At 41.7% G+C, this 26,661-nt stretch carries 24 protein-coding genes; 11 read left to right on the top strand and 13 right to left on the bottom strand.

Annotated elements, in window-relative coordinates; translation table 11 throughout:
* Positions 1-562 precede the first annotated feature (562 nt).
* Together UYK_RS0112670 and UYK_RS0112665 are read left to right on the top strand one after the other, a co-directional pair.
* The gene (locus UYK_RS0112670; RefSeq protein WP_016871510.1) at positions 563-1,471 is read left to right on the top strand and encodes a c-type heme family protein; all 909 of its coding nucleotides are present in this window, start codon (positions 563-565) and stop codon (positions 1,469-1,471) included.
* Positions 1,472-1,602: 131 nt separating this feature from the next.
* Positions 1,603-2,559: a c-type heme family protein gene (locus tag UYK_RS0112665; protein ID WP_026086453.1), complete on the top strand. Its 957-nt coding sequence runs from the start codon at positions 1,603-1,605 to the stop codon at positions 2,557-2,559.
* Between the two features lie 89 nt (positions 2,560-2,648).
* Here UYK_RS0112665 and UYK_RS0112660 read toward each other — a convergent pair whose 3' ends face one another.
* Positions 2,649-4,016: a serine/threonine-protein kinase gene (locus tag UYK_RS0112660; RefSeq protein WP_009458846.1), complete on the bottom strand. Its 1,368-nt coding sequence runs from the start codon at positions 4,014-4,016 to the stop codon at positions 2,649-2,651.
* A gap of 366 nt (positions 4,017-4,382) precedes the next feature.
* Positions 4,383-5,291: a phosphate/phosphite/phosphonate ABC transporter substrate-binding protein gene (locus tag UYK_RS0112655; protein WP_009458847.1), complete on the bottom strand. Its 909-nt coding sequence runs from the start codon at positions 5,289-5,291 to the stop codon at positions 4,383-4,385.
* A 396-nt stretch (positions 5,292-5,687) separates the two neighbouring features.
* Here UYK_RS0112655 and UYK_RS0112650 point away from each other — a divergent pair, with 396 nt between their 5' ends.
* Positions 5,688-8,117 carry an ATP-binding cassette domain-containing protein gene (locus UYK_RS0112650; protein ID WP_016871509.1) on the top strand — a complete coding sequence of 810 codons (2,430 nt, stop codon included), beginning with the start codon at positions 5,688-5,690 and terminating at the stop codon, positions 8,115-8,117.
* Positions 8,118-8,242: 125 nt separating this feature from the next.
* On the opposite strand, the gene radA is transcribed toward UYK_RS0112650, so the two are convergent.
* The gene (gene radA / locus UYK_RS0112645) at positions 8,243-9,790 is read right to left on the bottom strand and encodes a DNA repair protein RadA (protein ID WP_016871508.1); all 1,548 of its coding nucleotides are present in this window, start codon (positions 9,788-9,790) and stop codon (positions 8,243-8,245) included.
* Between the two features lie 170 nt (positions 9,791-9,960).
* Between radA and rpaB the strand changes: the two genes are divergently transcribed.
* The 3 genes from rpaB (at position 9,961) to UYK_RS0112630 (ending at position 12,090) form a co-directional block, all read left to right on the top strand.
* Complete coding sequence (gene rpaB, locus UYK_RS0112640) at positions 9,961-10,689, top strand: response regulator transcription factor RpaB (RefSeq protein WP_009458850.1); 729 nt, start codon at positions 9,961-9,963, stop codon at positions 10,687-10,689.
* Positions 10,690-10,779: 90 nt separating this feature from the next.
* Positions 10,780-11,427 carry a cofactor assembly of complex C subunit B gene (locus UYK_RS0112635; RefSeq protein WP_016871507.1) on the top strand — a complete coding sequence of 216 codons (648 nt, stop codon included), beginning with the start codon at positions 10,780-10,782 and terminating at the stop codon, positions 11,425-11,427.
* Positions 11,428-11,574: 147 nt separating this feature from the next.
* Complete coding sequence (locus UYK_RS0112630) at positions 11,575-12,090, top strand: DUF456 domain-containing protein (protein WP_009458852.1); 516 nt, start codon at positions 11,575-11,577, stop codon at positions 12,088-12,090.
* 285 nt (positions 12,091-12,375) lie between these two features.
* Here UYK_RS0112630 and UYK_RS0112625 read toward each other — a convergent pair whose 3' ends face one another.
* The 4 genes from UYK_RS0112625 to UYK_RS0112610 all read right to left on the bottom strand — a co-directional run bounded on the left by UYK_RS0112625 (position 12,376) and on the right by UYK_RS0112610 (position 15,002).
* Positions 12,376-13,146: an MBL fold metallo-hydrolase gene (locus UYK_RS0112625; protein ID WP_009458853.1), complete on the bottom strand. Its 771-nt coding sequence runs from the start codon at positions 13,144-13,146 to the stop codon at positions 12,376-12,378.
* 3 nt (positions 13,147-13,149) lie between these two features.
* Positions 13,150-13,755, bottom strand: a complete 606-nt coding sequence (locus UYK_RS0112620; RefSeq protein WP_009458854.1) for an anthranilate synthase component II — start codon at positions 13,753-13,755, stop codon at positions 13,150-13,152.
* Positions 13,756-14,021: 266 nt separating this feature from the next.
* Positions 14,022-14,567, bottom strand: a complete 546-nt coding sequence (locus UYK_RS0112615) for a shikimate kinase (RefSeq protein WP_009458855.1) — start codon at positions 14,565-14,567, stop codon at positions 14,022-14,024.
* 69 nt (positions 14,568-14,636) lie between these two features.
* On the bottom strand, positions 14,637-15,002 hold the full coding sequence (locus tag UYK_RS0112610; RefSeq protein ID WP_009458856.1) for a YkgJ family cysteine cluster protein: 366 nt from the start codon (positions 15,000-15,002) through the stop codon (positions 14,637-14,639).
* 352 nt (positions 15,003-15,354) lie between these two features.
* On the opposite strand from UYK_RS0112610, the gene psb30 reads away from it, so the two are divergent.
* Complete coding sequence (psb30, locus tag UYK_RS0112605) at positions 15,355-15,477, top strand: photosystem II reaction center protein Ycf12/Psb30 (RefSeq protein ID WP_009458857.1); 123 nt, start codon at positions 15,355-15,357, stop codon at positions 15,475-15,477.
* Between the two features lie 153 nt (positions 15,478-15,630).
* Here psb30 and UYK_RS0112600 read toward each other — a convergent pair whose 3' ends face one another.
* The 3 genes from UYK_RS0112600 to UYK_RS0112590 form a co-directional block, all read right to left on the bottom strand.
* On the bottom strand, positions 15,631-17,733 hold the full coding sequence (locus tag UYK_RS0112600) for a single-stranded-DNA-specific exonuclease RecJ (protein ID WP_016871506.1): 2,103 nt from the start codon (positions 17,731-17,733) through the stop codon (positions 15,631-15,633).
* A gap of 33 nt (positions 17,734-17,766) precedes the next feature.
* Positions 17,767-18,192 carry a hypothetical protein gene (locus tag UYK_RS0112595; RefSeq protein ID WP_009458859.1) on the bottom strand — a complete coding sequence of 142 codons (426 nt, stop codon included), beginning with the start codon at positions 18,190-18,192 and terminating at the stop codon, positions 17,767-17,769.
* A gap of 98 nt (positions 18,193-18,290) precedes the next feature.
* Entirely contained in the window at positions 18,291-20,210 is a 1,920-nt protein-coding gene (locus tag UYK_RS0112590) for a GTPase family protein (RefSeq protein ID WP_009458860.1), read from the bottom strand.
* A gap of 92 nt (positions 20,211-20,302) precedes the next feature.
* On the opposite strand from UYK_RS0112590, the gene UYK_RS0112585 reads away from it, so the two are divergent.
* Both UYK_RS0112585 and UYK_RS0112580 read left to right on the top strand, forming a co-directional pair.
* Positions 20,303-20,647, top strand: a complete 345-nt coding sequence (locus UYK_RS0112585) for a type II toxin-antitoxin system Phd/YefM family antitoxin (RefSeq protein ID WP_009458861.1) — start codon at positions 20,303-20,305, stop codon at positions 20,645-20,647.
* 2 nt (positions 20,648-20,649) lie between these two features.
* On the top strand, positions 20,650-20,925 hold the full coding sequence (locus tag UYK_RS0112580; RefSeq protein ID WP_016871505.1) for a type II toxin-antitoxin system RelE/ParE family toxin: 276 nt from the start codon (positions 20,650-20,652) through the stop codon (positions 20,923-20,925).
* Positions 20,926-21,020: 95 nt separating this feature from the next.
* On the opposite strand, the gene UYK_RS0112575 is transcribed toward UYK_RS0112580, so the two are convergent.
* Positions 21,021-23,360, bottom strand: coding sequence for a monovalent cation:proton antiporter family protein (locus UYK_RS0112575; RefSeq protein WP_016871504.1), 2,340 nt, complete (start codon positions 23,358-23,360; stop codon positions 21,021-21,023).
* A gap of 25 nt (positions 23,361-23,385) precedes the next feature.
* Entirely contained in the window at positions 23,386-23,631 is a 246-nt protein-coding gene (locus UYK_RS26105) for a hypothetical protein (protein WP_102146238.1), read from the bottom strand.
* 287 nt (positions 23,632-23,918) lie between these two features.
* Here UYK_RS26105 and UYK_RS0112570 point away from each other — a divergent pair, with 287 nt between their 5' ends.
* Positions 23,919-24,842: a M23 family metallopeptidase gene (locus tag UYK_RS0112570; protein ID WP_009458867.1), complete on the top strand. Its 924-nt coding sequence runs from the start codon at positions 23,919-23,921 to the stop codon at positions 24,840-24,842.
* Positions 24,843-24,937: 95 nt separating this feature from the next.
* Positions 24,938-25,483: a late competence development ComFB family protein gene (locus UYK_RS0112565; protein ID WP_016871503.1), complete on the top strand. Its 546-nt coding sequence runs from the start codon at positions 24,938-24,940 to the stop codon at positions 25,481-25,483.
* Between the two features lie 57 nt (positions 25,484-25,540).
* On the opposite strand, the gene UYK_RS0112560 is transcribed toward UYK_RS0112565, so the two are convergent.
* A complete protein-coding gene (locus UYK_RS0112560) occupies positions 25,541-26,215 on the bottom strand; it encodes a L,D-transpeptidase (RefSeq protein ID WP_009458874.1) in 675 nt (224 codons plus the stop codon).
* Positions 26,216-26,661 lie beyond the last annotated feature (446 nt).

Below are 26,661 nucleotides of genomic sequence, written 5' to 3'. Positions count from 1 at the left end.
AAAAATGATGGTGTCACTGCCCCGTCACCCGGTAATAGGTAATTGGTAAGAACTTATTCTAATTTTTTCCAATTAGCAATTGACAATTACCAATTACCAATTAAATATTACGCTAATCCCCCTAATTTTATTCGGTGTTGTCCCCTCAATTATCAATTTCTATTTGAAGTAGATGCACAAGGGCTGGCTGAAATATACCACAAAGTAAATACAGATAAGCTAGCAGCTGACCGCAGGATGGAACACAAAGAATCTCATAGCTAATCTTGATTGGAGAAGAAAGTAGTGAATTCAGTTATGAATTCTATAAACTCATATTTCATAAATTTTTTGGGCTAGGCAACGCTCATCAACTTATTGATAACAAAAAGGATTATCTATCGTACTAATGATTAAAATTTTTAATATTGATATTGCGTAATTTTTGTGTTTTGGGATATAGAACCTAATGTTTCTTTTTAAGTTAGTTTTTTTATTAATAGAAAATATGGTTCATATCTGGAATGCTGTAATCTGATTTTGTAGTTTCTATCATTCCTGCAAAAAGCGAGAGCTGCTCAAAATGCTAAAGAATCTGAAGTTAAGACAAAAATTCACAATCTTGCTAGTCCTTATTCTTGTATTTGGTTTGAGTTTGAGCGGGTTAAGTCTATCTTCTTTACTCAGGCAGAATGCTAAACAAGAAATTGCTACGAATGCTTTATCACTGATTGAAACGATGAGTTCTTTGCGTGAGTATACAGTTACTCAAGTAACGCCGGAACTGGTAGATAAATTGGAAACGAAGTTCTTGCCACAAACTGTATCTGCCTATTCAGCGCGGGAAGTATTTGAAATTTTACGAAGAAAACCAGAGTATAAAGACTTTTTCTATAAAGAAGCTGCCCTCAATCCTACAAGTCTTAGGGATAAAGCTGATAGTTTTGAGGCAGATATTATCAAGCGTTTTACTGATGAGAAAGATTTAAAAGAGTTGAGCGGTTTTCGTTCCTTGCCTGGTGGGGATATTTTCTATATTGCTCGTCCACTCAAGCTGATTCAACCAGCGTGCTTGCAGTGTCACAGCACTCCTGATGTTGCACCTAAAACAATGATTGAGCGTTACGGTGCAGAGAATGGATTTGGGTGGCAGTTGAATAGTATTATTGCTACACAGATAATTTCTTTGCCAGCTACTAAAGTTATTGAAAAAGCACATAAATCTTCTTTTTTGATAATTTTAATTGTGTCTGCTGTTTTTATTTCTGTTGTGCTTTTAGTCAATATTTTCTTGGAACGTCAAGTTATTGGTCCTCTGAAGCGTTTAACTCGTGTAGCTGAGGAAGTTAGCACGGGACACATGGATGTTGAATTTAAACAGACAACCAATGATGAAATTGGTAATCTTGCTAAGGCTTTTAAAAGGATGAAGTGTAGCTTAGAAATGGCGATAAAAAGACTGAAAAGAAATACAGGAAATAAAGAAACTTAAAAAATTCCAAATTAAAAATTAAAGATATGTTATTTCTCTGAATTTTGGTAACATAATTAACTCTTAGGTAATTAGAATTGGGAAAATACAGTATTACGTATTTTGTACCATGATATTAAATGGTTAAAATTATGTTAAAAAATTTGCGATTGAAACAAAAAGTTACGATTTTATTACTTGTAATTCTGACATTTGGTTTAAGCTTGAGCGGTTTAGCTTTATCTTCTGTGTTGAGGCAAAATGCTAAACAGGAAATTACTTCCACAGCTTTGATGTTGATGGAAACTATGATTTCTGTTCGGCAATATACTAGCACTCAAGTTAATCCGGAACTAGTTGATAAATTGGAAGTTGAGTTTTTACCGCAATCAGTACCTGGTTACTCAGCACGAGAAGTATTTGAAAATTTGCGGCAAAAACAAGATTATCGAGAGTTTTTTTATAAAGAAGCAACCTTAAACCCTACTAATTTGCGGGATAAAGCTGATAGCTTTGAGACGCAAGTTGTGAATCGCTTCCGAGGTAACAAAAACTTAAAAGAAGAAAGTGGATTTCGATCGCTTCCTGGTGGAGATATTTACTATATTGCTCGTCCGCTCGCAGTTTCTGAGGCAAAATGCTTAGAATGCCACAGTACACCAGATCAAGCACCAAAAAGTATGCTCGATCGCTATGGTACGGCTAACGGTTTTAACTGGCAATTGGGTGAAATTGTTGGCGCGCAAATGATTTCTGTACCAGCTAGCAGAGTCATTAACAAAGCAAATCAGTCTTCTTTGTTAATTGTTGGACTTGTATCTATTGTTTTCATTATTGTTATTGTTCTAGTTAACATCTTTTTGACTCAACAAGTAGTTCTTCCTCTCAAACGCATCACTCGTGTGGCGGAAGAAGTCAGTACAGGACATATGGATGTGGAATTTGAGCAGTTAACTAATGACGAAATTGGTCATCTCGCCAAAGCTTTTAAACGCATGAAGTTAAGTTTGGAAATGGCAATGAAACGGCTCAAACGTCCTCCTGGAAATACACATGGTACAGGAGGAATGGGTGGTACTGGAAGTAGTAGTGACTATCCCCAACACTGAATGTTAGGAGGTTAGTTGGTGGTTGTTGGTTGTTAGTGGTTAGTGATTATTTCCTTACTCCTCCCACTCCTCACCTCCCCATCTCAATATCAAGAAAATAGGCGTCTTGTAAATTCCAATGCTGCTTCTGACTCTGGGATTTCTCTTGCTAAGAGTTCAACAAATTGGTAAGGTGTGACTTGCGGATTGTCGGCTAAAGTATCTTCTACAATTAGGCTAGCCATAGGACCAATGTAGAACGCTAAGGCATCTTGACAACGCTGAACAAATGCAGCATTGAGCGAGGTAATTTGTTGTTGGTTTTGATTGGTCGGTTGATTTTGGTAACTAGACCGACCTTGATAAGTTTGGGGATGACGAGAAGTTTGTGGATTTTGATTAGTCTGTTGAGTCTGTTGATTTTGATGAATTTGGGGATGGCGAGAGGTTTGTGGATGAGGAAAAGCTTGTTGACCTAGTGGTTTACTTAGCACTGTTTCATCTAAATCTGAATTAGGAGACTGAGCTATTGTCACTGTTGTTTGAGAGTCAGGAGTGAGTATAGTAGGAGGAACATCAAACATTGTTGATGATGCTGTTTGAGGTCGTCCTAAAAGCTCAAGGTCTCTTAAAACTTCTTGAGATGTTTGATATCTATGCCTGGGTGTATCTGATAGCATTTTATCTAGGATTTGAGCAAATCCATCACTGACATAGGTGTGAAAACGCCATTTCCACTCCAAGCTGTACTGATCCATGAGGAATGATGGATCTTTACCTGTAAGTAGTACAACAGCTGTGACCCCTAAAGCATAAAGGTCACTACTAGGAGAACATAACCCTAAGCTGATTTGTTCGCGAGGAGCGTATCCTACTTTTCCCACCAAAGACATTTTGCCGACAAAAGTTGCTTGATTGGAACTAGTAACATCATTGAGATCAGCTATTTGTTTGCCAACTCCAAAATCAATTAATACAGGCAAAATGTTACCTTCTGGTAACATGATATTGTCGGGCGAAATGTCTCGATGAATAATATGATGCTGGTGAATATACTCTAAAACAGGTAATAAATATTTCAGCCACTGAATAACTTCTTGTTCTGTAAAAGTTTGTCCTTGAAGTTGGCGATCGCGTAATAAGGCTGAGTAGGTTTTTCCATTGACATATTCTTGTACCAGAAACAGGCGACCATCTCCTTCAAAGCAAGCCAAAAAACGAGGTATCTGTGGATGCTCTAGCTGGTGAAGGATTTTGGCTTCTCTTTTGAATAAATTCCGACATTTTTCTAATCCTCCTCCCCCAGTACCAATGGGAGCAAATTCCTTGAGGACACAAGCCTCATTGAAACGCCGAGTATCAAACGCCAAGTAGGTTCGCCCCAAACCCCCCTGTCCTAGCAGTTGTTGGATGATATAACGATTATCAATTAATGTTCCCGAAGGTATTTCTGGTTTGATTAAGGGGGGCTGAGACATATCATGATACTCCTAATTATTTTCCATACATAATTTGGTCATTTATAACTTCAACTCCTAGCCTGTTTATTTTCGTATAAAATATCCAGAATATCTATGAATTTTTAGTTGATAAGCAGCTTCAGCTATATATAGCGTTTCTGGCGATTTTCAAGCTTAAGCTTTTTGAGCTTTACTCTTGATGAACACACCTAGAGGTTTTTACCTGGAATGACGCTTGGAGAAGAAAATTAGTTTCTGTTTAATTGAAGTTTATTTGTGGAAAAAAATGGCTCTAAGCCTAATTATTTATTCGGTGTAGCTCTCAGAAAATATGCAGATAAATTATTAATTTTTATCAAGTGTTTGAAATAAATTGTTTGCTTGTTAACTTGACTTTTGCTGGATAGATGTTTCTGGGAGGAGAACTGCGGGTTTGTGCTTTACCCTTGTCTCTATCGGCTGAACTTTTTCGACCAATTTAATAAACTCCTGGTAACTAGGTATTTTAGCAGCAGGAACGTAACCTGCGTCAGCAGCAATATCGGCAGGTGCATCGTTCATTGCTTTTTGGATTTGCTGCTGTTGATTGCGATCTACTGTAGGCGAAAGTAGCATCACACCAGAGGGAATCCAGCGACTGGTGTGTAAAGTTCTAAACTTGGTTTCCCTAAAACTGCGGCGATGAAGCTCAAAATCTTGCTCTGATATAGCGCCAGCATCAACTGTTCCGTCACTAATCCACTCAAGTACTGTTTTGGGAGTGGGAGCAAAACGAATTTCAGCCAAGGTTAAACCGTAGAGATCGTACAAAGGAACATAATAACCAGCAGCAGAACCAATTTCTCCTAAAGCAACAGTCTTATTCGCCAAATCTGATATTTTTGTGATTGGTTTATCTTCTCTAACAATCAATAAAGAACGTTGTCTATTACTGACTCCTTCCATCGAAAATAGAGGGATATAAAGTTCTTTGCCGATCGCGATCGCAGCTAAACCAGGAGGTGCAAATACTAATTCCCATTTTTTATTGCGAATTTGGTCAATAGCTTGCAGTTCGTTGTAAGCTGGTTCCAGATCTACCATTGCCCGAGTTTGGGATGCTATGTAATCTTTAAAGCGCTCATACTTATCGAGCGATGTTTTTCCTTCGCCGTAGCTAATCACGCCAATTGTCAGTTGATCTGGTATATTGTTTGTTTTTGGTTGGGAATTACACCCTAAACCAATTATTCCTATTAATGCTACTAGTGGAAATAGTAAAAAACGTGGCGGAATAAAAATAGTAGTTTTCATAATTTAGTTACAAGATGATGATCAAGGCGCGAATGTATTTTGATTATCTCTACTTCATCTGCTGGTCAAAGGCAAGTGCACCAAAAAGTTAACCTTTCTTACAATAAATGTTGCTATTTGAAAATATATGTTGACTAATGTAGTTTGGTTTTGCTCATGATGGAATAAACAAAGGTGTTAGTAGTTAGTGGTTAGTGGTTAGTGGGTGATGGTTAATAAGAATTACCAATTACCAATTACCAATTACCCATTACCTACTAACTAATAACTACCCCAACAATTATCCTTATTCCGTTCAATTAACGATGCAAATTTATATACCCATCCGGAAAATCACCTAAAATTCCTGTAGGATACGGGTGTGGCTTTAACCAGAGAATAGGTCTAATAAATCTCATGACAGGGAGCTTTGAGCAAGCGACGCTTGTTAGTCCTCAACCCTTTTTGGAACTGAATAATAAAGGTCAGACCCTACGGCTTTATCTGCAAAAAGATGAGCATCGCTTGGGGCGTGGTCGTGAATGGGCAGATTTAGAAGTACCAATAGGCTGGGAAGTCTTCTCCAGAAAACAGGCTACTCTACGCAAAGAAGGAGGAGATTATCGAATTTACGATGGTGATGGCATCAATCCTAGCCGTAATGGTATCTTTTTAAACCAAGCTCCTATTGATGCTAAGGGTTATTTGTTAAAAAATGGAGTGGAGCTAGAAATCGGACAATCTCCTCACAACCGAATTCAGCTGACTTACTACAACCCTGTTGATGCTCCTGCTGCAATTCCCACAAACCGTCGCCTGACGTTAAAAGGCTTGAAGGACTGGCCTGTACAATTAGGACGAGCGCCCAAACCGGATCGCTATTCTTCCATGCAGTTGGATGCGCCTACGGTCTCCCGCCTGCACGCTACAATTTATCCAGATGGGCAAGGGGGACATATTCTTCAAGACCTAAGTACAAACGGTACTTTTGTCAATGGTCAACGAGTTTCAAAACGTATCCAGTTAGTAGATCAAAGCAGAATTCAAATCGGGCCGTTTAGTCTGCTTTATCGCCCGGATTCCCTAGAATTACTAGATAGTGGTAGTCAAATCCGCCTTGATGTCAACCGCTTGCAGCGTAAGGTCAAAGACAAAGAGGGACGGGAAAAAATAATTCTCAACGATGTGTCTTTGGTGATTGAACCAGGACAATTAGTCGCGTTAGTAGGTGGTAGCGGTGCTGGTAAGTCCACCTTGATGAAATCTCTATTGGGAATTGAACCAGTTTCTTCCGGTACAGTCTATCTCAATGGCGACAACTTGCGGCAAAATTGGCCGATGTATAGATCGCAACTAGGCTATGTCCCCCAGGATGATATTGTGCATCCCGACCTCCGGGTAGAAGAGGTACTGGCTTATGCTTGTAAACTACGGTTGCCACCTGATACAAATGTCAAGCAAGTAGTAGATACTACTTTAGAACAAATTAAACTCACTCATGTTAGGACAAATTTTATACGTAACCTCAGTGGTGGACAACGCAAACGCGTCAGTATTGGAGTGGAACTGTTAGCCGACCCGAAACTCTTCTTCTTAGATGAACCGACTTCTGGTCTTGACCCCGGTTTAGATAAAGAAATGATGCGTCTGCTGCGAGAATTAGCAGATCAAGGACGGACAGTAGTTTTAGTTACCCATGCTACAGCCAATATTGAAGTGTGCGATCGCATTGCGTTCATGGGTAGGGGTGGCAAACTTTGTTACTTTGGCCCCCCCAAAGAAGCACTGCGTTTTTTTGAAATGCCTTCAGAAGACTTAAAATATTTTTCCGATATTTACATCAAACTTGATCAAGGCGGTAATGGCAAAGACGTTGCATCAACAGTTGATTATTGGTCGCAAAAATACGAAAGATCCCCAGAATGTCAGAAATACGTAAAATCACAGTTAAAGTCTGGTAAAGATAGTACATCAAAAGCAGATGATAGTATCCACACAGGGATATCTCCACTCAAGCAACTGCTATTGTTGAGCCAGCGATATCTGCAATTGGTCATGCGCGATCGCACAAGTATAATTTTTTCATTAGTATCAGGGCCGATTGCGATCGCTTTAACTGCTTGGATATTGCGAGACGAAACACCCCTGAAAAAACTCAACCCGCTAGAAATTACCCAAGGGCCTCTAGCACTCAAGGTACTATTCATATTTAGTTGTATAGGAATTTGGGTAGGGCTTTCCAGTTCCGTACGAGAAATAGTCAAAGAAGCAGCTATTTATGCGCGAGAAAGATTAATTAACTTGGGTTTATTTCCTTACTTGGGTTCTAAAGTTGCTATTCGTTCCGGTTTAGTGTTGTTGCAAACTCTGTTAATTGTTGCAGCTGTATTAATCGGTTTTAAATCCCCAGAATATAATCTCTTACCTTGGTTTTTAGGCTTGGGAATTACTACCTTTTTAACTCTGCTAGCGAGTGTCAGTCTGAGTTTAATGGTATCTGCTTTAGTGAAAACAGAAAACGAAGCAAATAGTATTTTGCCTTTGATTATGATTCCCCAAATCATTCTCTCAGGGGTGTTATTTGAAATGACAGGCTTAGCAGCTAAATTGGGTTGGTTAACAATTAGTAGATGGTCAATTGGTGCTTATGGAATTTTAGTAAATGTGAATGCAATGGTTCCAGAAAATACGCCAGGTTTGCCATCTCTAGCTGATATTTTTGAAAAGTCTGATGTGTACAACGCAACTTGGAAGAATTTAGGTTTAAACTGGGGAATTTTAGGTGTACATACGTTGGTTTATTTGATTGTGGCGCTGTTGTTGCAAAAGCGGAAAGATATTGTTTGAACTTGTAGCTAACTATATCCAGCCCTTGCTTTCATCCCCCAGTGCAGTGAAACGGAACTGGGGGACTTCCCGCAAGGTAAGTTAAATTTATAACCTTCTGCCGCCTGCCGTCTGCCTTTCTTCGTTCACTCCTCATCCGGTTCTAAATCTTCATCCTCCAACGACGCCTGTGGTATCGCCGCGATAATTGCATCTATTACCTTGGAAACCGGCAAAATCTCAATGTCCAAGCTGGGAAATTTTTGTCCTTTAGGGACGATCGCCCGCTTAAACCCTAATTTTGCCGCCTCTTTCAACCGCAATTCCATTTGCGATACAGGACGCACTTGTCCACCTAACCCCACTTCACCAATTAATACAGTACCAGGATCAACAATACGATCGCGGAAACTAGCAACAACGGCGATCGCAACCCCCAAGTCTACAGCTGGTTCTTCAACGTTCAACCCACCCGCAGAAGCGACGTAGGAATCCAATTTCGACATGGGAACGCCTACCCGTTTTTCCAATACTGCCAAAATCTGCACCAAGCGGTTATAATCCACGCCTGTGGTGGAACGACGGGGGGAAGCGTAGCTAGTGGGGCTTACCAACGCTTGCAGTTCAACAACAATCGGGCGTGTACCTTCACAAGCCACGACAATCGCAGTCCCAGGTCCCGGATCATCACGATTCCCCAAAAATAACTCACTAGGGTTGGAAACTTCCCGCAAACCGTGTTCCACCATTTCAAAGATACCGATTTCATGGGTAGCACCAAAGCGGTTTTTTACTGTCCGTAATAACCGATGGGAGGCGAAGCGATCGCCTTCAAAATATAACACCGTATCTACGAGGTGTTCTAAAACTTTCGGTCCGGCGATCACACCTTCTTTGGTCACGTGTCCAACAATCAACATGGTAATATCTTCATGCTTTGCCACCTTCATCAAAGCTGCGGTGCATTCTCGTACCTGGGCAACAGAACCCGGTGCAGAGGTGAGGGCAGGAAAGAAGACTGTTTGAATACTGTCAATTACCGTCAGATTCGGTTTGAGAGATTCTACTTCCTTAAGTATCTCTTCTAAATCTGTTTCCGGTAATACATATAAATCTGCACCCTGTCCTTCTACTTGTATTACTTCTGATGTTTCTTCTATTACCTCAGTACTATTTGTGTTACTATTTCCATTACCGTTACCATTGCTAACTACGTTGAGTGGTTTGGTTACACCCAGCCGGGAAGCTCTTAATTTCACTTGTTGTCCTGATTCTTCTCCGGAGACATAGAGAATTCGGTATCTCTGGGCTAGCTCATTTGATACTTGTAGCAGCAACGTAGATTTACCGATACCTGGATCGCCACCAATTAATACCATCGAACCAGGAACAACACCGCCGCCGAGGACTCGATCTAGTTCACTATAACCAGAAGACCAGCGTGTGACTTGGCGATCGCTAATTTGGTCAAATCTCAACGAAGACCTTGGCTTGGCTGGTTTATTGGCAGATTTGCTTGGGCCTTGCTGAGAATGCCAACTACCCACCCCCCGACTTGGCACATCTGTTGAGGACTGGATGGCAATTTGTTCTTCTAAGGAATTGTATGTGCCGCAAGATGGACACTTACCAAACCATTGCGGCGATTCTGCACCACATTGGTTACAAACATAATAAGTTTTCGGCTTTGGCATTCTTTAATGTTATTAAATAATCTTAATTTTTTCTTAATTCTTCAAAAAAACAAAAATCCAATAATAGAAGTCGTTTCAGCTTTTTCCAACGGAATAATTGGAATGATATCTTAATATTATGGTATGAAAAATTAATCATGAAAATTTTTAGTTAAGGAGCGTTGATTAGCTTGGAAAGTCATAAAGAAAAAATTCTAGTTGTAGATGACGAAGCCAGCATCCGCCGAATTTTAGAAACTCGGCTTTCAATGATTGGCTATGATGTTGTAACAGCTGGTGATGGCGAAGAAGCTTTGGATACTTTCCGCAAAACTGACCCTGATTTGGTAGTTTTGGATGTGATGATGCCCAAGCTAGATGGCTACGGCGTCTGTCAAGAATTACGTAAAGAATCAGATGTCCCGATTATTATGTTAACAGCCTTGGGGGATGTCGCTGACCGCATCACTGGTCTGGAATTAGGTGCTGATGATTACGTAGTTAAGCCTTTTTCACCGAAAGAACTCGAAGCACGGATTCGTTCAGTACTGCGGCGGGTAGATAAAACCGGCACTTCTGGGATACCTAGTTCTGGGGTAATCCATGTTGGTAATATCAAAATTGATACCAATAAGCGGCAAGTCTATAAAGGTGATGAGCGTATTCGCTTAACCGGTATGGAATTTAGCTTGTTAGAGTTGTTGGTAAGTCGCTCTGGCGAAGCTTTTTCCCGCTCGGAAATTTTGCAGGAAGTATGGGGATACACACCAGAACGCCATGTGGATACCCGTGTAGTAGATGTACATATTTCTCGTTTGCGGGCAAAATTGGAAGATGACCCTAGTAACCCCGAATTGATTCTGACAGCGAGAGGTACTGGTTATCTTTTTCAACGGATTATAGAACCGGGAGAGGAGTAAATTATGAATGATGAATGATGAATTATGAAGACAAAAAGTGTAAAAGATAGCATTTATCATTCAGTATTCATCATTCAGTATTTTAGAAGCATGGCTAAATCCGATCCGAATCGTATTTTGCGGCGTCTACCCATTGTTGTCGGGGGGCTAGGCGCTGTACTTTTGTTGATTAACCGTTTACTGACACCAGAAATCACAGAGTCTCAAGCCCGTGCAGATGTCCTGGGTGTGATTTTGAGTGCAGTACTGATTTTGACGGGTTTAATTTGGCAGCAAGTACAACCGCGATCGCCTGATGCGGTAGAACTAATAGGAGAAGAAGGTTTTGTACTTGCACAAGACTTGCCGCAGGCAATTAAAACAGAACTAGCATGGGCATCACATCTATTGTTAACTAATACAGTGACGCGATCGCTTGTAGTTTTCTATCAAGGTAAAGTTTTATTGCGGCGAGGAATTTTAGGCACAAAATCAGAGGTGACACCAGGGCCAATTTTAAAACGGGTGCAAGAAAAACAACAGCCTATTTATTTGGTTAACTTAAATGTCTATCCAGGAAGAATTGAATTTGATTATTTACCAGAGAATACTCAAGGAGTAATTTGTCAACCAATTGGTAAAGAAGGCGTGTTGATTTTAGGAGCAAATGCTCCTCGCAGCTATACTAAACAAGATGAAAACTGGATCGCTGGGATTGCTGATAAATTAGCTGTCACCCTCAGTCAGGAGATGGGGTGATGGGGTGATGGGGTGATGGGGAGACAAGCAGGACAAGGGGGACAAGGATAACCACTAACAACCGACAACCAACAACCAACCAATAACTATTACCAATTACCAATTACCAATTACCAATTACCAATTACCAATTACCAACAAAAATTTATGCAGATTGTCTATTTATTACTAGTCGCCTTAATGATAGTAGGTATTATTGGTTCTGTGGTTCCTGCTTTGCCAGGTGCTAGCTTAATATTAATAGCTATTATTATCTGGGGATTTGTCAAAGGTTCTTTTGCTGCTATCAGCGCACCATTGATTGTTACAGCTATAGTTTTAGTTCTGAGTATTGGTGTAGATTTATTGGCTGGTTATGTGGGTGCAAAACAAGCAGGCGCTAGTAAATGGGGACAAATAGGTGCAATTATTGGTTTAGTTGCTGGGTTTTTAGGATTATTACCGACTTTACCTGTAGGGGGGCCACTCTTAGGATTACTTTTTGGCCCTCTAGTAGGAGCAATAATTGCTGAGTTTATCTACCGTAGGGATTTTATCTTAGCAGTCAAAGCTGGTATAGGAATTATAGTTGGTACGGTGGTGGGAAATTTAATTCAAGGAGTATTAGCGATCGCAGCAGTTGTATTTTTCTTAATCAATACTTGGCCACAAGTGTTTGGTTAATTAATACCGTTTCTCCAAAAAATGACTACAAATGTTCTTGGCTTTGTAGTGAGTTTAAGTACTCACTACAAACTACGTGCAGTTTTACTTTTAAGAGTTGGTATCATTACGAACTACCTACGCACTCCGCTTAAGCTACGTGCGAGGTTTCTGACGCTTCAACTGCTGAACTTTCCTAAACCCTCCACAATGCTGCGGGTTTTTAGAAAGAGGTTCAGCATCGGCGTTTGAGAGGCTAGTTCCTAACCCCTTGGCATAATAACTCTTTTTTCTTTTTATAGCCACTTAAAACTTGTAACTTAAAACTTGTATCACCCCATTTTCCGGTAAATTACCAGGGCTAAGACTAATTGTGTCGCTGTTGCTGCGACGTACAGTCATTCCACTCATCACCGTTAAAAAATTCTCCAAAGGAGAAATATCGCAGTTAGCTTCATCTGCGGCTTGGGTACGGTAATGAGTAGGAATAATCAGCTTAGGATTAATAGTTTGAATTGCTTGCTTTGCTTCTTCAGCATTATAAGCTTTAGCACCACCACCTACGGGAACTAACGCCACATCAGGACGACCAATCAGGATTTTTTGTTCAATGGTAATAGGTGCAGCTGCTCCCCCTAAGTGAAGGATCTTAATTCCTGCTTGTTGCCATTGCCAAGCGACATTTGTACCGAACTGCTTGCCACCTTTACGATCATGGGGAATAGCAATTCCTTCAAATTTAATGCCTTGGAACTCGTAAACTCCGGGTTCGTAGATTAACTTAGGATTTCCTGGTAAGTCTTCGACCGCACCTTCATCCAACAATTGACTACTAATTAGTACCAAATCTGCTGCTACTTTCGGTGGACGGTACTTGGCGGTACAACCAATTGTGCGAAATGGGTTGACAAGAATTTTCGTACCGCCGCCTGTAAACAGAAAGCAAGTATGACCCAACCACTGAACTGATAATGAACCGCTAGATTGGGCGTTAGCTTGAAAGTGAGAACCCAAGCTAGTAACCAAAGTTGTTACCAACCCCGCCCCAGCATAGCCCATTAATTGTCGTCGTTTCATTAATTACTCTCTTGTTTTCGTCTGTAATTTACAAAGAAAGTTTCGCAGTAACTGCTTGCCTGAAGATGTCAGAACACTCTCTGGATGAAATTGGACGCCTTCTATGTGGGGATAGTTCCTGTGTCGTACCCCCATAATTGTGCCATCTTCCACCCAAGCCGTGATTTCTAACACATCTGGACAAGTGTCGCGATCGATTACCAAACTATGATACCGGGTAGCAGTAATTGGGTTTTCTAATCCTTGGAAAACACCAATCCCTGCATGAGAGACTTGGGAAGTTTTGCCGTGCATCAGCTCTGGTGCCGAAACAATCCTACCACCGAACACTTGACCAATACTTTGATGACCCAAACAAACCCCTAAAATTGGTAATTCAGGTCCAAGTTTCTCTATTAAATCCAGAGAAATACCCGCACCATCCGGTCGACCAGGCCCGGGAGAAATTACCACACCATCTGGCTTTAAAGCTTTAACCTCATCTAGGGTAATCTTATCGTTACGAAAAACTTTGATCTCTGCCGCTACAGGGAATTCTACTGCCAGTTCTCCCAAATACTGCACTAAATTATAGGTAAAGCTGTCGTAATTGTCAATAACGATAAGCACTGCAAATCAACTCCAGTTCTCAACCACTGCATACCATTGTGGTTGATTCTGAGAGATTTTGTGTCGCTATGATGCAGTTAATTGTTGGTTGTTAAGACAGCAAATGCAGGGGACTCTGCTTTCTTGTTGTTATCTTCTTAAGTGTGGGGAGATGGGGAACTCGGGGCCCCTGGTGGGGATTAGGGGCAGTGGGGAGGTTCTAACTACTAAGCACCAACCACCAACCACTAACCACCAACCACTAACTACAAACAAACTACAATTAACTAATTCTTGAGGACGCTAGGAATAGCGTCTATGATTCGTGTAATTGTTTGTTCTGATGTTTCCTCTTGTGTGATGGTAATTCTTAAATCAGCTTGATTATAAAGTGCTTGCCTTTGTTCAAGGAGCGATCGCAGTTTTCCTTGAGGATCTGTATCTTGCAGTAATGGTCTTGTGGTATCTTCTGATAGACGATTATACAGTATTTCCACTGCTACATCTAGCCAAATAATGATACCGTGATGCAGGTAACTCCAGTTGTCTCGCCGTAGTACTATTCCCCCACCTGTGGCGATGACTAGCTTTGTAAAAGCACAAACTTGTGCTAACACTTCACTTTCCAACTGGCGAAATGCTGCTTCTCCTTCTTCAGTAAATAGTTGATTGATTGTTTTTCCTGCTGCTTTTTCTAGCAGATTATCAGTATCTACAAATCCGTATCCGAGTTCATAAGCTAGCATTCGCCCTAGTGTGCTTTTACCAGCACCCATCATACCTATTAAATACAAGTTAATTCCTTGTAATCGCTCATTCAACAATCGCTCCATTGCAGTTTTTCCAATTTTGGATTTTAGATTTTAAATTCTAGATTGAGAGTATGTTCTAAACAAAACTGCCTAGTCTAACTTGGCTATGTACCCAACGGTTTGATTGAAACGTAGCATTTCGAGACTGCGATCGCCATAAACACCTTCTATTTGTTGTTGGCAACATTCAATGGCAAAATCGTTTAAATCTTCTGAGTCGATGCTATACATATCTTTAAATACATCTGGTTCTACCCGACAAAAACGTGGGCGATCAGGGTAAATCCGACATTCACGGCTGTCATAGTCATAGTTAATACACCATCCTCCATCACCTACCATACTCAAATAAAGTTCTAGCTCTTCTGGAGTTAAATATTCATGCAAGTTTGGACGGTACTGAGGATCGAGATGACAGCAGGCTCCACATTGCTTTACACATTGCCAAATTGCCATTTTTTATACCTTTTATAGACAGTCGGTAGGTCAGCACAACTGTGCGCCCGTATAGTGGTTAGTAAAAGTGTACAGCTAGCCATCACCATGACCGATGCAGTCTTGATTCTTTACTACTAAACCCTGTACCTTGCGCGACTTCCCGGAGGGTAGCATTTGTATAATTTATTGATTGAAAATTAAATATCCTAGTACAAATGCTTCGCCCCTACCAGTCCTAATTTTAGTTTTTTATGTGCTTTCTTATAATTTTGTTAAGTAAATTAAATTTAACAGCTGATCCCCGGATATGATTAATTCCGAGTTTAACAATCAGAGTAATACATTCTTTTAGGGTTACTGGGAGGGAATAATGTTTGAGGCTGTAGCCAACATCAATTGGGAAGTAATTTTTCAGCTATTGTTCGTAGCGTTGATTATGTTAGCTGGCCCAGCAGTAATTTTTGTACTTGCTTTTCGTGGTGGCGACCTCTAATATAAAACTCAATTAATTTTAATCTCCTTTGCTCTGGCCCGCTTAAGGCGGGCTTTGCTTTTTATTGTGTTGGTTGTTGGTTGTTGCTTATTCTTGAAACTACTTACTCCCCCACTTCCCATCACCCCACTGCCCCTAATCCCCACCTCCCCTTTATTTGCAACTTCCCAAAGCCCTGAGTGCTGCTTGAATAATACCTTCATACTGTGATTGTGAGATATCAACTTCTTTGGCGTCTTGGCGATTATTACCCAGCAAACCGACCGTTTGTCCTTGTCCAATAGCTAAAACCTTGCCATCGGGATTTTTAATTCTTAATTCAGGTAAAGAACCATTTTGGTAGATACCACAGGTATATTGACGCTGATTGTACTCAAAAGCAGCTTTTGATGCAGCAGGGAAAAAAGTAAACGGTGAGTACGACTGACTAGTGAGTCTAGCACCGACTAGTTCTAATTCAATGGTGGTGTTGCCATCAAAATGATTTTCTCGCAGTTTATAGGCAATATCTATTCGTTGCGGTAGGGGAAAATAGTCACGCCACCGCCAACCGATCGCTTTAATTTTAAATTGTTGTTGGTCAATTGTTTGAGCAACTGTTAGTTTAATATGACCTTTCCCGACGGTTTGCTGTTCTATGACTTGGACATTAGCTGTCCAGAAGATTGGATCGGGGTTGTCGATTCCGCAGGGTTCTAAAGTGTGGAGTTGCTGATAGAGTTCTTGATTAATTTGGTTGAGGTTAGCTTCAGCATCTATTTTTAACAGTGGTTTCAGGTGCTGAATTTCTAGACATTGGTTAGCGAATTCTACCAAACGCGATCGCAATGCTGCCAAATTTTCCGCGGGCAAAGAAAATCCGCCTGCGGCTTTGTGTCCCCCAAATTTCCCCAGTAGGTGTTGGCAATATTCTAAAGCAGCAAAAACATGGAACTCTGGTATCCCGCGTGCAGAACCGCGAATTTGCTTGTCATCTTCATAAGTACCGATGAACACGGGGACACCATAGCGTTCTACCAAGCGGGAGGCGACAATACCTATAACTCCATGATGCCAGTTGGGTTGCACCACAACTAAAACCCGGTCTTCCTGTAGAGACTTTGTATACAACGTCTCTACTAATGCGATCGCTTCTTGTTCAATTTGTTCACACATCTGTTGACGATGCTGGTTAATTTGCTCACACTGCATCGCTCGTTCTAAAGCAATCCCCATATCATCTGTAGTTAGTAACTCAATTACAATTTGGGGATCACCGATTCTACCAATAGCATTAATGCGTGGTCCAAGTCTAAAACCAATGTCTTCAGGCTTGAACGATTTTGGATTGGGGAGGTGGGGGATTAGGGGCAGTGGGGTGATGGGGAGAAATTTTTCCTTGTCCCCCTTCCGATCCCCGATCCCCGACACCTGAATTAACGCCTGTACTCCTGCTAGTTGAGATTTGGGTAATTGCAGCAAACCACGTTTTACCCAGCGACGATTTACTCCAGTTAAGGGAGCTAAATCAGCAATAGTTCCCAGTGTAAACAGTTCCAGCATTGGTTTAATAATGCCACTGTTAGTTTGCCCTAGCTGTTGAGCTAAAGAAACTGCCAAAATGTAAGCAACACCGACACCAGCAACACCGCGATAAATAGAAGATTCTGGTAATAATTTCGGGTTGAGAATGGCGTTGGCTGGGGGTAATTGTTGAGGAATATCATGGTGATCGGTAACAATTACTTGTAGACCCAGTTCTCTAGCTCTGGCAATGGGTTCAAACGCAGAGATACCATTATCAACAGTCAGGATAAGTTTTACACCTTCGCTGTGGAATTCTTCTACAATTCGTTTATTGATGCCATAGCCTTCATGCATCCGACTGGGAATGGCATAGTTTACCTCTGCGCCTAACCAGCGTAAACAACGTAATAGTAAAGCGGTGCTAGTCATACCATCTGCATCGTAATCTCCACAGATGGCAATTTTTTCTTTACAGGTAATGCAAGATTGTAACAAATCTAAACTAACTGCTAAATCTGGAAATTCTTGCAAAGGTGAAGGCAGATTTATGGACTCAGGATTTAAAAAAGCTTGTGCTTGTTCCGGGGTTTCAATACCACGATTAATTAGTAGCTGATTGAGCAAAGATGGTAAATTAGTTGCCTTTGACAGATTGTGGGCTAATTCTATTTTCTGCGGATAAATTTGCCAACGTTGATTAGGCAAACGTCGAAGGGTTTTTGTTGCTGTAGTTGGGAATTTTTCTAGCACAATTTAGACCAACAATCACAAGTCAAGACTTTTTCATAACACGTCTACTCGGCCATCATCAAGAATGTAAATTGCGCGATCACCAGGAGCAAACCAATTAGGACGCAGTTCTACTCCTAGGGTTGCGAAGTTGAGCTTTGCAATATTTGCTTTTAATGGTAAACCAGTGTCATCCCAAAATAGGAGAGATACATTTGGCTCTGTTCCATCTCCTTGGTTTATTTGTAGTTCCTGTCCTGGTTGTAGAGGAATCGGATTAGTACTAGAGGGTTTCTGTATAATTAACACTCTTGGAGTGCGATTGACTACATTAACTTGAATGCGCTGACCAGGTGAAAATTGAATCGGACTTTTGCCACACTTGGAAGCACAAGTACCAGCGATCGCAGGGCTATGATCATTAGCCGAAGGTAAAAGTAGAGCCGTTGCTATTAGGGTTGCACAGATCAACTTAGACATAGGATTGAGGTTTACACAGAAGGCTAAAGGTGTGTAGATTTTAATACCTCAGACTAACACTACATTTTGTTCTTTGTGTAGATTTAATGTAAATAAAATTACTTCAATGCACTACTTGAAAGTCCTAAATAATATACAAACCGCTCGCGTAATTGCTCTACAGTCAAATTTTGAGTCCAGTACTCTAGTAAGGCGTGACCAAATGCCCTAGCATTTTGATCAGGCGAACCAGAGTTTTCTAATAGTAACGGCCAAAGAGCCAATAAATCAAGCTTCAGTGTTTTATCAGTACTCAATAGTAAAAATAAATCATAAGCCATCTGGAGTTTGCCAATCACAATTGGTAACTGTTCTGCTGGGATTTTCTCGGCGAGTAGATTTGCTAAAGTGGGGGATCCAGTTGAAAGGGTAGAAATAAATTTGAGAATTGGACTTTTGAGTAATGCAGTCAGCCCTTGAGTTGTTGCCATTTGGAAGGTGTAGTGGTCGATGATTTTAGCAGCAGCAACAGTCCGGGCTTCTAGGTTACGCAAAAAACGAGCTAGACGCAATTGCTTAGCAGGTGCGATCGCATCAATTAATACTAAAGATAAGGCATCTATTCCCCAAGCGCTGCGACCTGTGTTGGTGTCTCCTGTGACAACAGGTAAAACTCGGTTACAAAAATCACCCAACTGTTGAGCGCGGTACTGCGTTGCTTCCCGAATCGCCACTTCTTTCGGTCGTTCTCCCCATTGCCAATCATAGGGAGGCTGCCATTCACGAATTGGACGCAGGCGATCAACTTGGGTGACAATGGCAATAGCAGGCAAGTCTGCTACTTCCTCTTTCATGTCTCGCAGAAAGTCCACGTCCATTTGCAGAGCCGGATCAAGGGCTGGGGTAACGAGTAGCAACAAGTCTGCATTACTAGCATAATCTAGCACAAGTGTCCGTAAATCGTTACGGTTGACTTGTTCGTAACCGGGTGTATCCCAAAGGTTTAAGGTTGCGCCTTCTGGTGCTTGCCAATGATAATTCTGAATTTTATCAGTGCTAGGTAATACATCAACTTCTGCTAAATCTGCCTGAAATAGGGTATTAATCAAGCTACTTTTCCCGGCTCCAGTTCGTCCTACTAATAAAATATTTACGGGTTTTTTCTCGACGACTTCGACGGGTTCGGCTTGCGCGAGGATTTCTCGTAGGGTTTGGGTTTTGGTTGGAGCAGGAGGCGGGGGAATAACAGCAGATTCGACAACAGGTAATTTACCACTATAGAGAGCGATCGCCTGCTGACACAAATTCCTCAGTGCTGCTTCCCTCAGTAGCTGGCTTAAATTTACCAGTAGTTGCTGATTTGCTTGGTTACTGTAACTTTGACTAGCTCGGTTTGCTATTGCTGCAACTGGATTCAATAGCCACTGCGCCAAGTTCCAAGCGCGTAATAGTTTCCTTGCAGAAGGTTCCAACTTCTGGTACATTTCATAAGCCTGGAATGCTTGCCCAACAGTAACTTGATTCAGAGCCGGAGATAACTTTTGCATCCACTGATCCATCTCATCTACCGTACCTCGGATCAAAGCATAAGCTTGGGGAACGTAGATATTTAGCAGAGGATACTTAACTTCCGGGTGGTAAATATTGGCAATGGCAACAACAACAGCTTGACAACGCTGCCAAAAAGTTTGCCAGTCTTCCCAAATCGGGGGATCACTTTGTGATGCTAGCAGAATTTCTTGGAGTGCTGCTTCGGCTCGATTAGTGGCATCAGTTTTTTCTAAAGGGATTGTATCACCCGTGGCAGACTCTAGTTCTTTTGTTACCTCTGCCATCACAGATTCTACTTGGGCGATCGCAGGGCGAGTCCATTGTACTAGCAGCCAACGCCAGCCCACAAACACCAGGATAAACACACCCCAAATCCAATTCAGCCCCCACTCGTGAATTTGCAACCCCGCCGATACCAGTAAGAAAGTGATCATGGTTGCGATGGGAGTTGCCAAAACAAGCCATTGCCAAAGTTTTAGTCGCACCATTGCCCTGTACCTGTCCAAAGTGGAGCTTTTGTATTACTATTTATGGTATCTAATTATGATTTAATTTAGTATTCGATTAGGTGCTAAATCTTATGATTAACCTAGATAATATTCACTCTCTTACAGAATTCAAGCGCAACGTTAAACAGTTTCTAGAACGTATCAAAATAAATAAATCTCCTCTTGTCCTTACTGTTAACGGTAAAGCAGAAATCGTTGTTCAAGATGCAAGTGCTTTTCAGGAAATGATAGATAGGCTACAACAGGCAGAAAAAGAAGTACAAAAGCTGAAGTTAGAAGCACTACAGCGTGAAGTTGTGATCGGAGTCGAACAGTTGAAAAATGGACAGTACACCGAATACGATGACGAGTCTTTACCTAATTTGTTAGACAACATTAAGGCACGAGGAAAACGTCGGCTGGTTCAGGATAGCTGACAATGAATCGTTACAGACTCTCTCAGCAAGCAGAGCAAGATTTGGAGGACATTTGGATTTATCTTGCTCAACAGGATGAACTTGCAGCCGACAAGCAGATTGCTCAACTTCTTGATCGCCTGCCAATGTTAGCTCAGTTTCCTGACATGGGCAGAAAGCGAGATGATTTACTCCAACGACTAAGAAGTTTTCCTGTAAAACCTTACATCGTCTTTTATACAAAAATTACCGACGGGATAGAAATTGTTCGAGTCTTATCATCAATCAAGAGATATTGAAAATTATTTTTCTTGACTTTTAGAACTTGTGATTGATATCGAAGTTGGCTCAGTCAGTTAACAGTGAACAATTAACTGATAACCGAATAAAAAGCTTAATCAATCACACTATCCATCGGCAAATAATCTTTTAAAGCTTCCGCCTCACTAGCTTTCACGACAGGAACAGATAACAATTGGGAATTTAATGGAGCAAATAACTGTTCTATTTGATTCAAACTTGTCAAACTACCGCACAATAATAATTGATCTTGGGCTTGCAATTCCATCTTGCCATTGGGGAAGCGAATAAATTTGCCGTCGCGACGCATTGATTGCACTTGCACCCCATATTTTTCGCGGATATGCAAATCTGCCAAAGTTTTACCAAGCACTGGACAATCAGCATTGACTATTACCCACTGACAAGCACTATTGTCTCCAGGAACAGCCGCCCTACCAACAGCAAATTCTTCTAAAGCAGCGAATTCCTCATCCGAACCCACTACCAATAAGCGATCGCCTTTTTCCAACTTAGTACTAGCATCGGGATAATCTATTTCTTCCCCATTGGCGCGGCGAATAGCCATCAAACTCACCCCAGTTAAGTAGCGCATATCGGCTTCCTCTAAAGTCATACCGATCAGGGGTGAAGTTTCTGGTAAAGCATACCAACGGTTATTTAAGTCTTGAGTAGCCTGGCGCAAATGACGAGAAACTTGGGATGCTGATTGTTCTGGACGCAAGTCTAAATAATGACGGTTGCGGATTTCTTGCATTTCCCGTTGTACTACAACACTGGAGAATCCTACTGCATTTAATATGTAGGTTGCCATTTCTAGACTTGCTTCAAATTCTGGTTGCACAACTTCCCTAGCACCCAGTTGGTAAAGGACTTCAATATTTTTATCGCTGGTAGCACGGACGACTACATCTAAATCTGGAGATAATTCTAAAGCCCGTTTCAGGCAAAGCCGAATACTCATCGGATCAGGAAGTGCGATCGCCATTCCTTTAGCTTGGCTAACCATCGCAGTTTCTAAAACGTAAAAACTCACACAATTTCCATACACATAAGGTACTCCCGCCTCACGTAACTCTTGAATTCTACGTTCAGATTGGTCAATTACCACTACAGGTAAATCGTGTTGCTGTAACAATTTCACCAAATTTTTGCCGACTCGCCCATAACCACAAACCACGATATGGTCTTTAATTGGTAATTCCTCAGCGACTTCTAACGGCTTACCCTCGCCACTCAAATAGGGCTTTAGCCAAGGCATTGATTCCAACCAATCAAAGACAATCGGTACTAACCGCAACACAAAAGGAGTCAGTACCAATGTTACCGCCGTTGTTCCCAAAATCAGTAAATATATCTGCCGAGAAACCAGTCCTAGCGCCTGTCCTTCACTAGCCAACACAAAGGAAAATTCCCCAATCTGCGCCAGTCCGAAACCTGCAATTAATGCCGTTTTCAGAGGGTAGCGGAACAGTTTGACTAGTGGTGTGATAATCAAAAATTTACCAATAAATGCGAGCGCCACTAGCCCCAAAATCAATTCCAGGTTCTTCCATAAAAACACTGGATCGATTAACATCCCAATCGAGGCAAAGAATAAACTCGCAAAAATATCTCGGAGTGGTTCCACATAAGTCAGGGTTTGATCAGCATACTCTACTTCCGAGATCATCAAACCCGCGACAAATGCTCCCATTTCAATCGACAGCCCTAAATATTCTGTCAACAGGGCAATACCCAAACACAGCGCCACCACTCCTAATAAAAATAACTCTTGGCTTTCTGTGCGGGCTAACATCCGCAACAAAGGCGGGATAATCCACTTCCCAGCGATCACAGCCCCCCCTGCAAACAAGCCAATCCGCACCAGGGCTGTCAACACCGCCATCACAATCGATTCCCCTGGTTGATGCAAAGCTGGCAAAACTGCCAACATCAGTCCCAACGCCAAATCCTGCACCACCAGAATTCCCAGCATTACCTGTCCGTGGGGCGTTTCCGTTTCGTTGCGTTCCATCAAGCATTTGAGGACAACTGCTGTGGAAGACAAAGATAGAATTGCTCCCAAAAACACGCCCTTAGCTGGTAAAGCTCCCCAAAACCCTGTCAAACCACACACTATAACGGTGACTGCGATTGTCAGGGTGATTTGTAATCCACCGCCACCGAGGGCGATCGCTTTGACTTTTTTGAGTTCCGCAAAGGAAAACTCAACCCCCAAGGCAAATAATAGAAAGGCAACGCCAAACTGTGCCAGAGTCTCTACTTGAATTAATTCTTTTATTAGTCCCAGTCCCGTTGGACCGATAACAATCCCCCCAATCAGATACCCCAGTAGAACAGGTTGTCTTAAAAGCGCCGCCAAAAGTCCACCGCAGGCGGCGACAGCGAGAACTGACACTAAATCAACAATTAATCTGAAATCTTCTTGCACAAGTTTTTCAAAGAACTATTAAGACCTATTTACAATCAGCATACAAAAGTTTGATATGGGTGTGGGGAATTCGCAGTAAATGAAATAACAGCTTGGAAATGGGTTTTATGCAGTTCCCTGCGAGCAATTTATGTATATCTTCTGGCTCTACATCAGGCACTTTTTTCATGCTATCTAAGGCGGATACCGTTAACCAGTTTTGCTGATGTAGCCTCTGCCAAGCTTTGCGAATATGCTCTTGCTTGAAGATTTTACATTTGCGACGTTCCAAGAATGCACGAAAGCAATTTTCGTATTTTTGACTAATCTGTATTTTCTTAAAAAGAATTAATCAAAATTTACGTAGAGTTTGTCAAACCGATTCCCCATATACAAAGCACTTTTGGCTTAATTTCAAACCACCCAGCAAAATTCATGTTAGTGCAGGGCTAGCACTTGACAAGTCACAAATATTACACTAAAAAGTGTTGTCTCATAAAATTCCCTTGGAGAGGTAGAAACACTACAGCCTGTAAGATAGTCTGTTGTTCATCAGCAGATAGGATTTTTTGTATCTCTATGACTACCGTAGATCGCGCTCAAAAGTTAGTTTCAGCAGCTGTGTCTAATTTACAAGTTGACCGTCTGGCCATCAGAATGGTAGCCGGAATCTTAGTCGCTTTACCTGTAGCCTTAGCAATACCCGCAGAAGCTTTACAGGTAAGGATGACTCCAGCTAATCCGAAACTGGGGGATACATTATCGGTTTTCATTAGTGTAGATAATCCGGTCGCTGGTGCGAGTCCAACAGTCACTGCTTCTGATCAAACTTACCCAGCGTTTGAAGTTGCTCCTAATCAGTATCGGGCTTTTATTCCCACTACACCGTTGCAAAAGGCTGGAAAAAGAATAATTCGAGTCACCGGAAATGGTCAGGTACGGAACTTGTTGGTGCAGGTGAACTCACGGAAGTTCCCTGTACAGCGAATTAATTTACCCCCAGGTAAAGCAGGAGTAAAAGCTACAGAATACGAACTCAAGCGTGTATCAGAATTGAAAGCTCTGCAAACACCCCAAAAATACTGGAGTGGCATTTTTATCAAACCAAATGGGGGGCCAATCTCTACTATCTATGGTGTACGTCGTTACTATAATGGTAAATTTGCTAAGGATTACTACCATCGCGGTGTTGACTACGCTGGCCCTACGGGTTCACCTGTAGTAGCTCCGGCGGCAGGAAAAGTTGTTTTAGTAGGAAGGGTATCCGAAGGTTTTCGGGTTCATGGTAACGTTGTTGGCATTGACCACGGTCAAGGAGTAACAAGTATTTTTATGCATCTGAGTCGCATTAATGTCAAAGAAGGCGATATGGTTAAACCCGGTCAACTTATTGGCGCAGTCGGTTCTACAGGTGCTTCTACTGGGCCTCACTTGCACTGGGGATTATATGTCAACGGTCAATCTGTTGACCCAACACCTTGGCGATATCAAGAATTTAAATAGTGAATTATTGTGTATTCTTTACCCAATCTGGGCAAAATAAACTGGATTGGTACCGTTCCTCCTTGCTTGTGGGTGGCTTATAGAATATGAGCATTATGAGTATAGAAAAAATTGTGCAACAGTCTCTCCAGGATGGTTATTTGACACCAGCAATGGAAGCAGAAGTCGGACGAATCTGTGACAATGCCAACGAACTCTCGATCGAAGAGTACATGGCACTCGATCGACTGATGGGGGCGCTGTTGACTGGCGAGGTGATAGCGGTACCACGCAAACAGTTTATTAATGTTATGGAAGAGTTGGTACTGACAGAAGCGATCGCCCGCGTAGCAGAAATCGAAGCTACTAGCGAAACTTCCTTGGATGTTGGAGATATTGCTGCTTACGCCCTCAATCGACTACCCCCCCTATACGCAACTACCGAAGAAGGTGCTAGCTATCAGCGCCAACACGCCAAGACGGAACTACAAGAATTAATTGCCCAACAAGTCAGTGAAGCGATCAGCCGTTACCTGGATAGGCCGAATTTCTTTCCAGAACGGCAAGTATTGGGTAAAAACACTGGTAATGAAGTTCTGCGCCAAGTCAGTACTTTACTGCAAGCCTACGCACCCAATTTTGAGCAGAAGTCACCATCTTAAAATAGTTGCCGCTTAATAGTTCGTGGTTGTTTGGAAAAACCAACAACCAACACATAACTATTGACGAACTTCCACTTTTGTGCCGACGCGTACCTGTTGGTACAACATACGAACATCGGGAGTACGCATACGTAAGCAACCGTGGGAAACAGCACTACCGACTAAGCTGTCATCTGGTGTACCGTGAAAGCCAATTTTGTTGTGGCCATCTGACCAAAAACCTATCCATCTATCTCCCAGAGGGCTATCTACACCTGCTGGGAACACCTTTCCTGTGATCGGGTGACGCCAAACAGGGTTGCGCCGCATGTTGTGAATTTCAAAAGTACCTGTGGGTGTTTCCCAGCCTTTTTTACCTATGCCAGTAGGATAACTGGCGATGACTTGATCTTGACGATAAACATAAACGCGGCGATCGCTTAAATCAACTACTACATGTGTCTGATTGGCAGATGCCAAAACAGTAGAAGGCTTTTGTGGCATTGAAACCTTAGCCAACAGGGACTGAATCGGGCGAGAGACATTAGCTTTGTGTGTTTCATTGAGGATGGAACTTTTTGGTTTTGTAGCTGTATCTGCTGCTGTTGCTACATAAATTCCACTAGCATCTTGATTTGTGGGAGGTTCCATCAAATTAGAAACATGCCAATGGACAGCGAGAGATAAGAAGCCTGTGCCAAAACAAAGTAACATCGCCATACGCGTTACAGATTCATTTCTTACCGTCGCCATCGTTTATCTTCTCCAAAATTCCCCGTTGACTGAGCCATGAGATCACAAGTTTTCTTACTTACTTTAGCTTTAATAGAAGCGATTGTGCTGGGTATTTACAGGAGGACTTACATAACAAGATTGCAACGTTCCTGGGAGGGTGCAAGGTTGTAGGGATATAGGGATATAAAGGTTATTGACACCTTGCTTGAACTCCTCGCCCAAACCATTGATTTTTGGTTTTCATGCGTAAGTTCTGATGTATTTACAGATAAGTTAATAACTGAAAAAGTTTTCAGCTTCTGTTGTAAATCAATTACCAAAAATTTACAAACATTTAGCAGTTCCATTATGAATTTGTTCATACTCATGGGCAAACTAGGGCTATACAGATATTGCCATTGCGTAATTTTGTAAAAAATCCGGGTGAGAATTCTAGAGATACTCCCTGGAACCGAATAGGCACA

It is taken from the genome of Fischerella thermalis PCC 7521 (assembly GCF_000317225.1).
GTDB lineage: Bacteria > Cyanobacteriota > Cyanobacteriia > Cyanobacteriales > Nostocaceae > Fischerella > Fischerella thermalis.
This window is presented reverse-complemented; position numbering and strand designations above follow the sequence as displayed.

Bases quoted from the DNA above. Each gene is read 5' to 3' on its own strand.
- UYK_RS0112670 (WP_016871510.1), top strand. From the start codon at position 563: ATGCTAAAGAATCTGAAGTTAAGACAAAAATTCACAATCTTGCTAGTC.
- UYK_RS0112665 (WP_026086453.1), top strand. From the start codon at position 1,603: ATGTTAAAAAATTTGCGATTGAAACAAAAAGTTACGATTTTATTACTT.
- UYK_RS0112660 (WP_009458846.1), bottom strand. From the start codon at position 4,016: ATGTCTCAGCCCCCCTTAATCAAACCAGAAATACCTTCGGGAACATTA.
- UYK_RS0112655 (WP_009458847.1), bottom strand. From the start codon at position 5,291: ATGAAAACTACTATTTTTATTCCGCCACGTTTTTTACTATTTCCACTA.
- UYK_RS0112650 (WP_016871509.1), top strand. From the start codon at position 5,688: ATGACAGGGAGCTTTGAGCAAGCGACGCTTGTTAGTCCTCAACCCTTT.
- radA (WP_016871508.1), bottom strand. From the start codon at position 9,790: ATGCCAAAGCCGAAAACTTATTATGTTTGTAACCAATGTGGTGCAGAA.
- UYK_RS0112635 (WP_016871507.1), top strand. From the start codon at position 10,780: ATGGCTAAATCCGATCCGAATCGTATTTTGCGGCGTCTACCCATTGTT.
- UYK_RS0112630 (WP_009458852.1), top strand. From the start codon at position 11,575: ATGCAGATTGTCTATTTATTACTAGTCGCCTTAATGATAGTAGGTATT.
- UYK_RS0112625 (WP_009458853.1), bottom strand. From the start codon at position 13,146: ATGAAACGACGACAATTAATGGGCTATGCTGGGGCGGGGTTGGTAACA.
- UYK_RS0112615 (WP_009458855.1), bottom strand. From the start codon at position 14,567: ATGGAGCGATTGTTGAATGAGCGATTACAAGGAATTAACTTGTATTTA.
- UYK_RS0112610 (WP_009458856.1), bottom strand. From the start codon at position 15,002: ATGGCAATTTGGCAATGTGTAAAGCAATGTGGAGCCTGCTGTCATCTC.
- psb30 (WP_009458857.1), top strand. From the start codon at position 15,355: ATGTTTGAGGCTGTAGCCAACATCAATTGGGAAGTAATTTTTCAGCTA.
- UYK_RS0112595 (WP_009458859.1), bottom strand. From the start codon at position 18,192: ATGTCTAAGTTGATCTGTGCAACCCTAATAGCAACGGCTCTACTTTTA.
- UYK_RS0112590 (WP_009458860.1), bottom strand. From the start codon at position 20,210: ATGGTGCGACTAAAACTTTGGCAATGGCTTGTTTTGGCAACTCCCATC.
- UYK_RS0112585 (WP_009458861.1), top strand. From the start codon at position 20,303: ATGATTAACCTAGATAATATTCACTCTCTTACAGAATTCAAGCGCAAC.
- UYK_RS0112580 (WP_016871505.1), top strand. From the start codon at position 20,650: ATGAATCGTTACAGACTCTCTCAGCAAGCAGAGCAAGATTTGGAGGAC.
- UYK_RS0112570 (WP_009458867.1), top strand. From the start codon at position 23,919: ATGACTACCGTAGATCGCGCTCAAAAGTTAGTTTCAGCAGCTGTGTCT.
- UYK_RS0112565 (WP_016871503.1), top strand. From the start codon at position 24,938: ATGAGTATAGAAAAAATTGTGCAACAGTCTCTCCAGGATGGTTATTTG.
- UYK_RS0112560 (WP_009458874.1), bottom strand. From the start codon at position 26,215: ATGGCGACGGTAAGAAATGAATCTGTAACGCGTATGGCGATGTTACTT.